The following is a 12,420-nucleotide window of genomic DNA, read 5'->3' as shown; positions in this document are numbered from 1 at the left end:
GAGCGCGCGTAGGGGGCTTGTCCAGTGTTGCCCTTACTCGATCGCCGAAAAATCCGGCTTGCGCTTTTGCAGGAAAGCCTGCATCGCCTCGCGTGCAGCAGGGGCGGCAAGCAGGGCCTGGAACAGCGCCTCCTCCGTGCGCATGCGCGCCAGCACCGCTTGCGGCCCCTGGTCGCCCAGTCCCTTGAGCAGACGTTTGGTCGCGCGCACCGACGGGCCGGGAAGGCGGGAGAATTTTTCCGCCTGCGCCACGGCAAACGCGCGCAGCTCGTCCACGGGCAGCACGCGGTTGACCAGCCCCATGGCCTGCGCCTCGGCCGCGTCAAACGGCTCGCCGAGCAGCAGCTTTTCCGCCGCGCGCTGGTAGCCGGCGATTTGCGGCAGCAGCAGGCTGGACGCGGCCTCGGGGCACAGGCCGAGCTGGACGAACGGCAGCACGAACTGCGCGTCGTCAGCGGCATAGACCATGTCACAGTGCATCAGCAGCGTGGTGCCCACACCAACCGCAAACCCCTGCACCGCCGCGACCAGCGGCTTGTCCAGCGTGGCCAGATGGCGCAGGAACTGTAACACCGGCGCGTCCTCGCCCTGTGGCGGGTGAGAGAGAAAATCCTGCAGATCGTTGCCTGCGGTGAAGCTGCCGCCCTCGCCCGCGATCAGCACCGCGCGCACCTGGACATCGCTGGCGGCGCGCTCGAATGCGGCGTTGGCCGCATCGTACATCGCCAGGGTCAGCGCGTTTTTCTTTTCCGGACGGTTGAACACGATGTGCAGCACACCGCTGCGCAACTCCACCTGCACCTGGTTCATGCGCTCGTCTCCTGAAAAAGGGCGAAGGTCAGACGTTCTCGAAAATTCCGGCCGCGCCCTGGCCGGTGCCGATGCACATCGTGACCATGCTGTACCTGGCCTTGCGGCGGCGCATGCCGTAGATCGCGGTGGCGGCGCGAATCGCTCCGGTGGCGCCCAGCGGGTGACCCCAGGCAATGGCACCGCCCAGGGGGTTGAGGACCTCGGGGTTGATGCCCAAATCCTTCATCACCGCGAGCGACTGCGCGGCAAACGCCTCGTTGAGCTCGATCCAGCCGATGTCGTCCAGCTTGAGCCCGGCCTTGTCCAGCGCAGCGGGAATGGCGAACTTCGGCCCGATGCCCATGATTTCCGGAGGCACGCCGCGCACCGCAAAGCTGACGAAGCGCGCCAGCGGGGTGAGGTTGAATGCCTTGAGAATCTTTTCGCTGACCAAAATCAGCGCACCCGCACCGTCCGAGGTCTGCGAGCTGTTGCCCGCGGTCACGCTGCCCTTGGCGGCGAACACCGGCTTGAGCCGGGCCAGGGCTTCCAGCGTGGTGTCGGCACGCGGGCCTTCGTCTGCGATCATCCTGCGGGTCTTGATGTCCACCTCGGCGGTACCCAGGCGCGGAAACTTCTCCACAATGTCCAGCGGGGCGATTTCATCGTTGTACTCGCCCGCGGCCTGAGCGGCCAGCGCCTTCTGATGCGAGGCCAGCGCAAAGGCGTCCTGCTCCTCGCGGCTGACCTTCCATTGCTGCGCCACCTTCTCCGCCGTCATGCCCATGCCATAGGCGATGCCCACATGCGCATCGTTGGCGAAGATCGCCGGATTGAAGCTGGGATGGAAACCGCCCATCGGCACGCGGCTCATGCTCTCGGTGCCGCCGGCGATTATCACATCGGCCTCGCCCACGCGAATGCGGTCGGCGGCCATCTGGATCGCGGTCAGCCCCGATGCGCAGAAGCGGTTGATGGTCACGCCGCCCACGGTATCGGGCAGGCCAGCCAGCAGCGCGGCGATGCGCGCCACGTTCATGCCCTGATCGCCCTCGGGCATGGCGCAGCCAATGATCGCATCCTCGATCAGCTTGGGGTCGAGGTTGGGCACCTGTGCCAGCACGGCACGGATGCTGTGCACCAGCAGATCGTCGGAACGATGGTTTTTCAGCATCCCGCGCGGGGCCTTGCCCACCGGCGTGCGCTTGGCGGCAACGATGTAGGCGTCCTGGATTTGTTTGCTCATGTCATTCTCCTGATGGCCGGATCAGTTGCGCACCGGCTTACCGGTCTGCAGCATGCCCATGATGCGTTCCTGGGTCTTGGCCTGGCCAAGCAGTTCGCAGAAATGCTTGCGTTCTAGCGCCATCAGCGTGGCTTCGTCCGCCTGCGCGCCCTCTTCCACATCACCGCCGCACAGCACGGTGGCGATGCGACTGGCGATCTCGAAGTCGTAAGCCGAGATGAAACCGCCGTCGCGCAGATTGACCAGCTGCGCCTGAATGGTGGCCACACCGTTGCGGCCGAGCACCGGGAAGGTCTGCCCGGGAATCGGCGGGCGGTAGCCCGCATCGAACATCGCCCGCGCCTGACCGACTGCCACATGCAGCAGTTCATGCCCATGCATCACGATGGGATCGCACGGCTGGAGGTAGCCAAGGCTGCGGCTTTCTAGCGCCGACTTGCCCACCGTGGCCATTGTCGCCGCCTGGAAATAAGTCTTGAGAAAGGGCAGGATGTCGCCGCCCTTGGCTTCTTCCGCCGCGCGGCGGGCCAGATAGGTCAGGCCGCCGCCACCCGGAATCAGCCCCACACCCATCTCGACCAGACCCATATAGCTTTCGAAATGCGCCACACGGCGGGCGCAGTACACGCTCAGCTCGGTGCCCCCGCCCAGTGCGATGCCCGAGACCGCGGCCACCGTGGGCACTTGCGCATAGCGCAGGGTCAGCATCAGGTCCTGCAGTTTCTTTTCCTCGGGCTCGATCGCCTTGGGCCCGCCCGCCATGAAGGCCGGCAGCATCGACTGCAGGTCGGCCCCGGCGGAAAACGGCCCGCCCGACAGCGAGGTGGGCTGCCAGACCACCAGGCCTTTGTAGCCGGCCTCGGCCAGCGCGATGCCCTTGTGCAGCCCGGCGATCACCCCCGGGCCGATGGTGTTCATCTTGGTCTTGAAGCTGGCCAACAGCACATCGTCCGCGCCAGGCGCGGTCCACAGGCGGATCGATTCATCCTCGAACACCGTGGTGCCGGACTTCAGCGGCTCGGGCGCGTTCTCGCCCAGCACCGATTGGCGGAACATCTGCCGCGCATACACCGGCAGGCTGGAGCGCCCGACATAGGCATTCTTCGCTGCGGAATACGAGCCCTCGGGCTTGTGCACGGCGTCCACCTGGCTGACCCAGGCGGGCAGCGGCGCGCTGCACAGCGTCTTGCCGGCGGCGATGTCCTCGACAATCCAATCGGCGATCTGCTTCCAGCCCGCGGCCTGCCAGGTCTCGAACGGGCCTTCGTTCCAGCCGAAGCCCCAGCGAATGGCAAAGTCCAGATCGCGCGCGTTGTCGGCGATGTCGGCCAGATGCAGCGCGCAGTAATGCCAGACGTCGCGGAAAATGCTCCAGAGGAACTGCGCTTGCGGGTTGCTCGATTCGCGCAGCAGCTTGAAGCGCTCGGCAGCGGGCTTCTTGAGCATGCGCACCACGATCTCGTCGGCCTTGCCGTCGGCCGGCACATAGTCGCCCTTGGCCGGGTCGAACTTCAGGATGTCCCTGCCGACCTTCTTGTAAAACCCGGCGCCGGTTTTCTGGCCCAGCGCGCCTCTGGCCACGAGAGTAGCCAGCACCGGCGGAGTGGCGTAGAGCGCGGCAAATGGGTCTTTGTCCAGCGGCAGGGTGTCCTGCATGGTCTTGATCACATGTGCCATGGTATCCAGCCCGACCACGTCAGAAGTGCGGAAGGTCGCGCTCTTGGCGCGGCCGAGCTTGGAGCCGGTGAGATCATCGATGACATCAAAGCCCAGGCCGAATGTCTCACCTTCTCTGATGACCGCCAGGATGGAAAACACGCCCACGCGGTTGGCGACGAAGTTAGGCGTGTCCTTGGCGCGCACCACGCCCTTGCCCAGGGTGGTGGTGAGGAAGGTTTCGAGCCGGTCGAGAATCGCGCGGTCGGTGTGCGCGGTCGGGATGAGTTCGACCAGATGCATGTAGCGCGGCGGATTGAAAAAATGCACGCCGCAGAAGCGTTTGCGCAGGTCGTCACCAAAGCCCTCGGACAGCGCGGTGATCGACAGTCCGGAGGTGTTGGACGCGAAAACGGTGTTGCCGCCCAGGTGCGGTGTGACCTTCTTGTACAGGTCGTGCTTCCAGTCCATGCGCTCGGCAATGGCCTCGATCACCAGATCGCAGTCCTGCAGCAGTTCGAGGTCGGTGTCGTAGTTGGCCTGACGGATCAGACCGGCTTCGGCCGCGTCGCCCAGCGGCGCCGGGCTGAGCTTCTTGAGGTTGGCCACCGCCTTGTCGACGATGCCGTTCTTGTCGCCCTCCTTGGCGGGCAGGTCGAACAGCACGACCGGCACGCGGGCGTTGACGCAGTGCGCGGCGATCTGCGCGCCCATCACCCCGGCGCCGAGTACCGCGACCTTGCGGATATGAAGAGTTTGAGTCATTGCGATTCCTTCTCGGGTCAGGCGAACACCGCCTCGGTGTCCATCAGGGATTTGACGCCGCTGCGCGCCATGCGGATGGCTGCGGCCGATTCGGGATAGAGCCGCGCGAAATAGAACCGCGCGGTCTGCAGCTTGGCCTGGTAGAACGGCGAAGTGTCTCCGGCGGCAATCTTGCGCAGCGCCACCTGCGCCATGCGGGCAAAGGCGTAAGAGAACACCACATGTCCAGCCACACGCAGATAGGGCACGGCAGCAGCCCCTACTTCGTCCCTGTTGGTCATCGCCTTCATGCCGATCTCCATCGTGAGCTTTTGCATCTTGTCTGCCAGCTCGGCCAGTGGGTTGACGAACTCCTGCATCGCCTCGTTGACGCCTTCTTCCTCGATGAAATCGGCGATGATCTTGCCGAACTTGCGCATGCGCGCGCCGCCGTCCATCAACACCTTGCGGCCCAGCAGATCGAGCGCCTGGATGGTGTTGGTGCCTTCGTAAATGAGGTTGATGCGGGCATCGCGCACGAACTGCTCCACGCCCCATTCGCGGATGTAGCCATGCCCGCCGAATACCTGCAGGCACTCGTTGGTGGCCTGCAGGCCGTTATCGGTGATGAAGGCCTTGACCACCGGGGTGAGCAGCGCCACCAGATCGTCCGCATCCTTGCGCTTGTCGGCATCGGGGTGGTGCAGCGACTGATCGAGCAGCAGCGCCACCCAGTAGGCGAGAAACCGCCCGCCCTCGGCCCAGGCGCGGGCGGTCAGCAGCATGCGGCGCACGTCCGGGTGCACCAGGATGGGATCGGCCGGCTTGTCCGGCGCCTTCGGGCCGGACAGCGCGCGCATCTGCAGCCGCTCGCGGGCGTAGGCCAGCGCGTTTTGATACGCCACTTCGGTCAGGCCGAGTGACTGCATGCCCACGCCCAGACGCGCGCCGTTCATCATCACGAACATCGCCGCCAGCCCCTTGTTGGGCTCGCCCACCATCCAGCCTGTGGCGTCGTCCAAGGTCATCTGGCAGGTGGAGTTGGCGTGGATGCCCATCTTGTGCTCGATACCCGAGCAGAAAATGCCGTTGCGACGACCCACCCCGCCGCCTTCGTCGGGCAGGAACTTGGGCACGATGAACAGCGAGATGCCCTTGCTGCCCTCGGGCGCGTCGGGCAACTTGGCCAGCACCATGTGGACGATGTTCTCGGCCAGATCGTGTTCACCGCTGGAGATGAAAATCTTCTGCCCGCTCAGGCGGTAGCTGCCGTCGGCCTGCGGCACGGCCTTGGTGCGGATCAGGCCCAGATCGGTGCCGCAGTGCGGCTCGGTCAGGCACATGGTGCCAGTCCACTGTCCAGCCACCAGCTTGGGCAGATAGAGATCTTTTTGCTCCGGGCTGCCATGCGCCATCAGCAGTTCGACCGCACCTTGGGTCAGCCCGGGGTACATGGTCCAGGCCTGGTTGGCGGCGTTCTGCATTTCATGCACCGCGCTGCCCACCAGATGCGGCAAGCCCTGGCCGCCGTACTGCGGGTCGGCAGTCAGCGCGGTCCAGCCGGCCTGCACGAACTGGTCCCATGCGGCCTTGAAGCCCTTGGGCGTGGTCACGCTGTGGGTGGCGGCGTCGTAGTGACAGCCTTCGGCATCACCGCTGGCGTTGAGCGGCTGCAACACCTCGGTGCAGAACTTGCCGGCTTCCTCGCAGACCTGGTTGATCAGGTCGGCGTCGATGTCCTGATACGGCGGCAGTTCCTTGAGCGTGCCCGTGGCGTCGAGCACCTCGTGCATCACGAACTGCATGTCGCGCAGCGGTGGGGTGTATTGAGGCATAGAGGTCTCCTTCGGGTTCGGGCAATGAAAGACGGATCAGTGCGCAGCGCCGCCTGGGGCCGGTCCGGCCTGACACGGAGTGAGCAGCGCCAGTCCGGCGGGTGTGGCCTGCGCACGCAGCAGGGCATCGAGACTGCGGCAGGCCAGCGCCAAACTGTTGGGCAAGCGCAGCAGACGCGCGTCGTGGTGCAGCGCCAGGATGTAGCCGTGGATTTGAAACAGCAGTTGTTGCGGGTCGGTGTCGGACTTGAGGTGGCCGCAGTCGATCGCCTGAGTAATGGCGCGGCGCACCGCGTCGTGCCAGGTCTGGATCATGGCCACCAGCGCCTCGCGCACTGGGCCGGGACGGTCGTCGAACTCGACTGCGCTGGAGATGTAGATGCAGCCGGTCTCCATTTCCACACTCACCCGCTGCAGCCAGCGCTGCACCATCGCTGCCAGCCGCGGCATGCCGCGGGGCTGTTCGATGGCACGGTAGAACACTTCCTGCTCGAACTGGTCGTGGTAGGCGCGGATCACCGCGATCTGCAACTCCTCGCGCGAACCGAAATGCGCAAACACGCCGGATTTGCTCATGTCCATGCGGTCGGCCAGCACACCGATCGACAGTCCTTCCAGGCCGATGCGCCCGGCCATCTGCAGCGCGCAGTCGATGATCGCCTGCCGCGTCTGCCGCCCTTTGGCCGAGCCGCTGACCGGTGCAAGCGCGGGCTCGGAGGCGGAGGCGGGCGTGGGCGCGGTGGCAATGTCCTGCAGCGCTGCGGGCGCCGGCTGTCTGGCCGATGGTTTGCGCGGCGCGCGCCGCGCGGAGACGGCAGAGGGTCGGGAACTCATGGGATGTGCAGGGTTTGTATAAAAAACGAACGATCGTACTATTTCCCATTCCGGGCGGTTTGTCAACCCGAAGCACGTCGCAGGGATTTGCCGCTTACACTTTGCCCGCCAACACCTTTTGTGCCATGTCCACGACCGCCACCGCCTTCCCCAGCACGACCACTGTGGTGCATGCCGCCTGTCCGCACGACTGCCCCGACACCTGCGCCCTGCTGGTCACGGTGCAGGGCGGCAAGGTGGTGAGCGTGCGCGGCGACCCCGACCACCCCACCACCCACGGCAAGTTGTGCACCAAGGTGTCGCGCTACACCGAGCGCACCTACCACCCGGGCCGTCTGCTGCAACCGATGCGGCGCGTCGGCCCCAAGGGCAGCGGGCAATTCGCGCCGGTGGGCTGGGATGAGGCACTGGATGCGATCGCTGAGCGGCTCAAGGCGATTGCCGCGCGCAACCCGCAGGCCATCCTGCCCTACTCCTACGGCGGCACCCTGGGCTTCGTGCAGGGCGAGAGCATGGCCGCGCGCTTTTTCCACAAACTCGGCTCCAGCCTGCTCGACCGCACCATCTGCTCGACCGCGGGCGAGGCCGGGCTGCAGGCGGTGATCGGCGGCAAGCTCGGCATGGATGTGGAGCAGTTCGCACACAGCCGGCTCATCCTCATCTGGGGCAGCAACAGCATCACCAGCAATCTGCACTTTTGGACTTACGCGCAGCAGGCCAAGCGCGCGGGCGCCCGGCTGGTGTGCATCGACCCCTGGCGCAACGACACCGCGGAAAAATGCCACGACCATTTGCAATTGCGCCCGGGTACCGACGCAGCGCTAGCCTACGCGCTGATGCACGAACTCATCGCGCACGACTGGCTCGACCACGACTACATCGCGCGCTACACCATCGGTTTTGCTGCGCTCAAGGCCCGGGCTATGGAATGGCAGCCGGAGCGCGCGGCGCAGGTGTGCGGCGTTCCCGTCGACCAGATCCGCGCCCTCGCGCGCGAATACGGCACCACATCGCCCGCCGCGATCCGCATGAACTACGGCCTGCAGCGCGTGCGCGGCGGCGCCAACGCGGTGCGCGCGATTGCCTGCCTGCCTGCGCTGATCGGCGCATGGCGGCACGCTGCCGGCGGGCTGCTGATGTCTAGCTCCAACCATTTCAAGGTCGATACCACGGCGCTGGAGCGCCCCGATCTGCTCGCCGGGCGCACCCCGCGCACCATCAATATGGTGACCATTGGCGACGACCTGCTGCGCACATCCTCATCCGACTTCGGCCCGAAAATCGAGGCGGTGATCGTCTACAACAGCAACCCGCTGGCGGTCGCGCCCGAGGGCGACAAGGTGCGGCGCGGCTTCGCCCGCGACGACCTGTTCACCGTGGTGCTCGACCATTTCCAGACCGACACCGCCGACTACGCCGACATTCTGCTGCCGGCCACCACCCAGCTCGAACATCTCGACGTGCACAAGGCCTATGGCCACCGCTATTGGCTGGCGAACAACCCGGCCATCGCCCCGCTCGGGCAAGCCAAGCCCAATACCGAAATCTTCCGCCTGCTGGCCACACGCATGGGGTTCACCGACCCCTGCTTTGCCGAAACCGATGCGCAGATCGCCGCGCAGGCCATCGCCGCCGACCCGCGCAACGGCGAGATCTCCTGGGCGAAGTTGCAGGCCAGCGGCTGGGCCAAGCTGCCCGGCCCTGCCGCACCCTTTGCGCATGGCGGCTTTGCCACGCCTTCGGGCAAGTGTGAATTCTGGTCGCAGCGCGAGGCCGACGCCGGACGCGATCCGCTGCCCGAAGTACTGCTGCCGCACGAATGTGCCGAGACCACGCCCGAACTGGCGGCGCGCTATCCGCTGGCGATGATCTCGCCGCCGGTGCGCAACTTTCTCAACACCAGTTTCGGCATGGTCGACAGCCTGCGCACCATCGAAGGCGCGCCGCTGCTGCTGATCCACCCGCAGGACGCCGCCTCGCGCGGCATTGCCGATGGCGCTGCCGTGCAGGTGCGCAATGACCGCGGCAGTGTGCGTCTGCAGGCACGGCTGAGCGACCGCACCCGTGTGGGTCAGGTGGTCGCGTTGGGCATCTGGTGGCGCAAGCACAGCCCGGACGGCAACAATGTCAACACCCTCACCCACCAGCGTCTGACCGACCTGGGCGCCGGGCCGTGCTTTTACGACTGCCTGGTCGAGGTGCAGGCGGCCTGAATGGGCCCTGCGGCTTAGCAGGCCGTTGAAAAACGTTGCGAGGATGGCCAGATGCAAGGCGCACGGCGCGCAGCGACCGAGACCTATCAAATAAATAGATAGGCGAGGCAGCGCGCACCGCGCACCGCGCAACGCCGCAGATGGCCCACCGCAGTAGTTTTTTAACGGCCTGTTAGACGCCTGCGCGCTGCATCGACGCCAGGAAGGTCTTGGCGTCCTCGAAGCCGATGACGCGGCCGACTTCCTTGCCGTCCTTGAAAAAGATGATGCCCGGCGGGCCGAAGAGCTGAAACCGCTTGAGCAGCGCCTTGTCGTCCGCGGTATTGTTGGTCACGTCCGCCTGGATCAGCGTGAAGCCGGCGAGCCGCTGCGCCACCGCCGGATCGCTGAAGGTGAAGTGCTCCATCTCCTTGCACGACACACACCAGTCGGCGTAGAAGTCCAGCAGTACCGGCTTGGTGCTGCTGGCCACCACACGGTCGAGGTCAGCCAATGTCTTGATGCGCTGGAACTGCAGTGCAGGTGCCGCGGCCACTGGGCCGGCGCCAGAGCCCAGGCCGGCCAACGGTTGCAACAGATTACGGTTGCCCGCAGCCAGACCGACCAGCAGCGACGCACCGGCCACCGCCAGCGCCACGCCCAGGCCCTTGAACAGCCGCTTCCAGCCGGAAGCATCCACCGGCAGGCTGTCGAACGCGCGCAGATAGCTCGCGCTGACCAGCAGCAGCAATGCCCAAAGCAGCATCAGCAGCCAGGTGGGCAACACCGGGGCGATCATGTAGAGGGCGGTGGCGATCAGCAGCACGCCAAAGAATGCCTTAACGCTGTCCATCCAGCCCCCCGCCCTGGGCAGCAGCGCACCCGCACCCAGCCCGACCAGCAGCAGCGGCACGCTCATGCCCACCGCCAGCGAAAACAGCGCCACACCGCCGATCAGTGCGTTGCCGGTCTGACTGATGTAGAGCAGCGCACCAGCCAGCGGCGCGGCCACACAGGGCCCGACGATCAATGCCGAAATACCGCCCATGACGAATACCCCGGCAAAATGCCCGCCCTGCAGTTTGTCCGAAGTGGACGACAGCTTGCTCTGCAGGCTACTGGGCACCTGCAGTTCGTAAAAGCCAAACATCGACAGCGACAGTGCCACCAGCAGCATCGCGAACACCGACAGCACCCAAGGGTTCTGCAGCGAAGCCGCCAGCCCCTGCCCGAGCAGGCCTGCGGCCACACCGAACGCGGTGTAGACAATGGCCATGCCCAGCGCGTACGCCGCCGCCAGCGCGAACCCTCGGCCGCGTGAGACTTTTTCACCCCGGCCAATGATGATGCTCGACAGAATCGGAATCATCGGCAGCACGCAGGGGGTGAACGCCAGCAGCAAGCCGAACACCAGAAACATCGGGACGATGGTCAGCAGGCTGCCCGAGGCCAGCACGGCGCCGATGCGCGAGGATTCACCGCCCTGCGCCACTGCGGTCGACGGTGTGGACGCCGCAGCCGTCACCGGTGCTGCCGCTGGCGCGGAGGCCGCCGCAGCGGGTGAAGATGCCGCCTTTGCCCCGCTTGCCGTCCCCATCAAGCCGGCGATCAGTCCGCTGGTGCCATGACCATCCGTGGCAGGCGCGGCTGCGCCGCTCTGCGCATCAGGCTCGGAAATGCTGACCGTCCCATTGCCACCGAAACCGCTCAGGCTCACCGTGGCGATCTTCTCTATCGGCGGATAGCACAGCCCCGCGTCGGCGCAACCCTGATAGGTCACCAGCATCTTGAAACTGGCTGGCGCCTTGAGCACGGGCAGCGGAATGGACACCAAACCGCGGTAATGTGCCACCTCATGACCAAGGTTCTTGTCGAAAATGACATGCGCCGGCGGAAAGCCGGGTTTGCCCAGTTCCACGCCCAGAGTCTGCGGCTCGAAATGGAAGCGCTCCTGGTACATGTAGTAGCCCTGATGCGCCTTGAACTGCAGCAGCACGGTCTTGGCGTCCTGCACCTTGGCGGTGAACTGGAATGCCTCGTCCGGCGGCAGGTAGTCACCCTGCTGCGCTTGCGCGACGGGCAATAGCGCGGCGGTCCACAGCAAGGCGATGCCCAGCAGCAGGCGGCTGATCTGCTGCGCCCAGCATCGTGCGCAGGGTGACGGAAAGGCGGCGCGTTGGCGCATGAACAATCTCCTGTTCGCTGTGGTGTGGTCAGCCGGTGCGGCTGCGGCTTTGTCCGGCCCGCAACAGCGCCGAGCCCGAGAATATAAGCCCGAAACCATATTCGAGTCCGTTGACGGGCGACTGCATGCGCATGCGTCGCTCAGATCAGGCGCGAAAGCGCCGCAGCGTGAGGGTGCGCGCCAGCCACCAGGCCACTCCCAGATCGGCCACCAAAACCCCCAGATGCAGCGGCCACCACGGGTCGAACCGGCCAAAGAACAGCGGCCGCACCAGTTCGACCGCGGCATGCAGCGGCAGGGCCTGCGCCAGCCATTGCAGCGGCACGGGCAGTGCGCTGAGCGTGAAATACACGCCTGACAAAAAGGTCATCGGCGTGAGCACCAGGGTGAAGTAATAGGTAAAGAAGTCATAGCCGCGCGCCTTGGCATTGACGATCAGGCCCAGCGCGGAAAAGACCAGCCCGGTGAGCAGCAGCAGCGGCAGCGCCAACAGCAGGGTCCAGGCCCGACTGATGCCCAGCGCAACGATGACCAGCAAAATTGCCGCTCCGCTGAACACCGCCTTGCTCGCCGCCCAGGTGAGTTCGCCCAGCAGCACGTCGTCCAACGAAGTCGGCGTGACCCGGATCGCATCCCATGTTTTCTGCACATGCATGCGCGAGAAAGCGGAATACAGCGCCTCGAAGCTCGCGGCCATCATCACACTCATGCAAATTGCGCCGGAGGCCAGAAACTGGATATACGGCACCCCTTGCACCCGACCGATGAGCGAGCCCAAGCCGAACCCGAACGCCACCAGGGTGATCAGCGGCTCTGCGATATTGCCCACCAGACTGGGAACCACGAGCTTTTTCCACACCAGAAAGTTACGCTGCCAAATTGGCACGAAACGCAGTCTGCGACGTGTTTCGATGGGAAGAGAGGACATGGATGGAT

The 12,420-nt window shown here is 65.5% G+C and carries 8 protein-coding genes; 1 reads left to right on the top strand and 7 read right to left on the bottom strand.

The window, feature by feature from the left end:
- Positions 1 to 33 precede the first annotated feature (33 nt).
- Genes ACZ47F_RS05945 through ACZ47F_RS05925 form a run of 5 tightly spaced genes read right to left on the bottom strand, consistent with a single transcriptional unit; the run spans position 34 to position 7,107 of the window.
- Positions 34 to 810, bottom strand: coding sequence for an enoyl-CoA hydratase (locus tag ACZ47F_RS05945; protein ID WP_464926360.1), 777 nt, complete (start codon positions 808 to 810; stop codon positions 34 to 36).
- 28 nt (positions 811 to 838) lie between these two features.
- Positions 839 to 2,038 carry an acetyl-CoA C-acyltransferase gene (locus ACZ47F_RS05940; RefSeq protein ID WP_464926359.1) on the bottom strand — a complete coding sequence of 400 codons (1,200 nt, stop codon included), beginning with the start codon at positions 2,036 to 2,038 and terminating at the stop codon, positions 839 to 841.
- Positions 2,039 to 2,059: 21 nt separating this feature from the next.
- Positions 2,060 to 4,459, bottom strand: coding sequence for a 3-hydroxyacyl-CoA dehydrogenase NAD-binding domain-containing protein (locus tag ACZ47F_RS05935; RefSeq protein ID WP_464926358.1), 2,400 nt, complete (start codon positions 4,457 to 4,459; stop codon positions 2,060 to 2,062).
- A gap of 17 nt (positions 4,460 to 4,476) precedes the next feature.
- Positions 4,477 to 6,273, bottom strand: a complete 1,797-nt coding sequence (locus tag ACZ47F_RS05930) for an acyl-CoA dehydrogenase C-terminal domain-containing protein (protein WP_464926357.1) — start codon at positions 6,271 to 6,273, stop codon at positions 4,477 to 4,479.
- A gap of 36 nt (positions 6,274 to 6,309) precedes the next feature.
- Complete coding sequence (locus ACZ47F_RS05925; RefSeq protein ID WP_464926356.1) at positions 6,310 to 7,107, bottom strand: TetR/AcrR family transcriptional regulator; 798 nt, start codon at positions 7,105 to 7,107, stop codon at positions 6,310 to 6,312.
- 125 nt (positions 7,108 to 7,232) lie between these two features.
- On the opposite strand from ACZ47F_RS05925, the gene ACZ47F_RS05920 reads away from it, so the two are divergent.
- A complete protein-coding gene (locus tag ACZ47F_RS05920) occupies positions 7,233 to 9,320 on the top strand; it encodes a molybdopterin-containing oxidoreductase family protein (RefSeq protein WP_464926355.1) in 2,088 nt (695 codons plus the stop codon).
- A gap of 172 nt (positions 9,321 to 9,492) precedes the next feature.
- On the opposite strand, the gene dsbD is transcribed toward ACZ47F_RS05920, so the two are convergent.
- Both dsbD and ACZ47F_RS05910 read right to left on the bottom strand, forming a co-directional pair.
- The gene (gene dsbD, locus ACZ47F_RS05915) at positions 9,493 to 11,484 is read right to left on the bottom strand and encodes a protein-disulfide reductase DsbD (protein ID WP_464926354.1); all 1,992 of its coding nucleotides are present in this window, start codon (positions 11,482 to 11,484) and stop codon (positions 9,493 to 9,495) included.
- 145 nt (positions 11,485 to 11,629) lie between these two features.
- Entirely contained in the window at positions 11,630 to 12,412 is a 783-nt protein-coding gene (locus tag ACZ47F_RS05910; RefSeq protein WP_464926353.1) for an ABC transporter permease, read from the bottom strand.
- Between the last annotated feature and the right edge of the window lie 8 nt (positions 12,413 to 12,420).

Source organism: Thiomonas islandica (assembly GCF_055383445.1).
Note: the sequence above shows the minus strand (reverse complement) of the source record. Positions and strands in the feature narration are given on the sequence as shown.

Excerpts from the sequence above, each read along its gene's own strand:
- ACZ47F_RS05945 (WP_464926360.1), bottom strand. The coding sequence starts at position 810 with ATGAACCAGGTGCAGGTGGAGTTGCGCAGCGGTGTGCTGCACATCGTG.
- ACZ47F_RS05940 (WP_464926359.1), bottom strand. The coding sequence starts at position 2,038 with ATGAGCAAACAAATCCAGGACGCCTACATCGTTGCCGCCAAGCGCACG.
- ACZ47F_RS05935 (WP_464926358.1), bottom strand. The coding sequence starts at position 4,459 with ATGACTCAAACTCTTCATATCCGCAAGGTCGCGGTACTCGGCGCCGGG.
- ACZ47F_RS05930 (WP_464926357.1), bottom strand. The coding sequence starts at position 6,273 with ATGCCTCAATACACCCCACCGCTGCGCGACATGCAGTTCGTGATGCAC.
- ACZ47F_RS05925 (WP_464926356.1), bottom strand. The coding sequence starts at position 7,107 with ATGAGTTCCCGACCCTCTGCCGTCTCCGCGCGGCGCGCGCCGCGCAAA.
- ACZ47F_RS05920 (WP_464926355.1), top strand. The coding sequence starts at position 7,233 with ATGTCCACGACCGCCACCGCCTTCCCCAGCACGACCACTGTGGTGCAT.
- dsbD (WP_464926354.1), bottom strand. The coding sequence starts at position 11,484 with ATGCGCCAACGCGCCGCCTTTCCGTCACCCTGCGCACGATGCTGGGCG.
- ACZ47F_RS05910 (WP_464926353.1), bottom strand. The coding sequence starts at position 12,412 with ATGTCCTCTCTTCCCATCGAAACACGTCGCAGACTGCGTTTCGTGCCA.